Source organism: Streptomyces sp. NPDC049970 (genome assembly GCF_040660235.1).
In the GTDB taxonomy this organism is placed as follows: Bacteria; Actinomycetota; Actinomycetes; order Streptomycetales; family Streptomycetaceae; genus Streptomyces.
Map to the genome: position 1 here is coordinate 1 of NZ_JBFALP010000063.1, position 1,174 is coordinate 1,174.

1 protein-coding gene is annotated in these 1,174 nt (G+C 75.4%); it reads left to right on the forward strand.

Annotated features, from left to right (window positions below; translation table 11 throughout):
- Positions 1–1,082: ATP-binding domain-containing protein (locus AB0I83_RS31480; protein WP_363307054.1), on the forward strand; the 1,082-nt coding region annotated here is incomplete at its 5' end.
- Between the last annotated feature and the right edge of the window lie 92 nt (positions 1,083–1,174).

Genomic DNA, 1,174 nt, shown 5'->3' on the forward strand with positions numbered 1-1,174 from the left:
AGGAGTTGCTGCGGCGCGGCATCCGCTACGGCGCCGCGCGCGAGGCGCTGCCGCAGCGGATCGCGCACGCCGTGCTGGTGCAGATGGAGCGGGCGGGCGAGGCCCCGGACGACCGGGTGCAGGACGCCGTCGCCCGCAACGCCGCGGTGAAGGCCGCCGTGAAGGCGATCTGGCCGCAGGTCGACCCGGCCAAGCTGGTGCTGCGGCTGCTGTCGGACGCCGCCTTCCTCGCCGAGCACGCCGAGGGGATCCTCACCGAGGAGGAGCAGAAGGCGATCCTGTGGACGAAGCCCGCCCGGTCGGTGAGGTCGGCGAAGTGGTCACCGGCCGATGCCGTGCTGATCGACGAGGCCGCCGACCTGGTGGAGCGCACGCCCTCCCTCGGGCACGTGGTCCTGGACGAGGCGCAGGACCTGTCGCCCATGCAGTACCGGGCGGTCGGCCGGCGCTGCTCCACCGGTTCGGCCACCGTCCTCGGCGACCTCGCCCAGGGCACCACCCCGTGGGCGACCCGCACCTGGGAGGAGGCGCTGTCCCACCTCGGCAAGCCCGACGGGGTGGTCGAGGAACTGACCGCCGGTTTCCGCGTGCCGACCGACGTGATCACCTACGCCTCCCGGCTGCTGCCGCGCATCGCGCCCGGCCTGACCCCGGTCGCCTCCGTCCGCGAGAACCCGGGTTTCTTCGAGGTCCGCGCGCTCGACCCGGACGCGGATCCCACCGCACGCGACGCCCAGGTGGTCGCCGCCTGCGAGGAGCTGCTGCGCCGCGAGGGCTCCCTCGGGCTGATCGCCGCCGACGCCCGGATCCCGGCCCTCGCCGACGCGCTCACCGCCGCCGGGCTCGCCCACCTCTCCCCGGGTGAGGAGACGACCGCCGAGACCCGCCTCACCCTGGTCCCGGCCTCCCTCGCCAAGGGCCTGGAGTACGACTACGTGGTGCTGGACGAACCTCAGGCGGTGGTCGACGGCGAACCGGACGAACGCACCGGGCTGCGCCGCCTGTACGTGGCCCTGACCCGCGCGGTCTCCGGCCTGATCGTCACCCACGCGACGCCCCTGCCGGCTCAGCTGGCCGGCTGACCCCTCACACCGCGGACGGCTCCGCCGGCGCCGTCCGCCCGTCCAGCACCGCACGCCACCGCGCGACGGCGTCGGCGGACACCGGGCCGGCC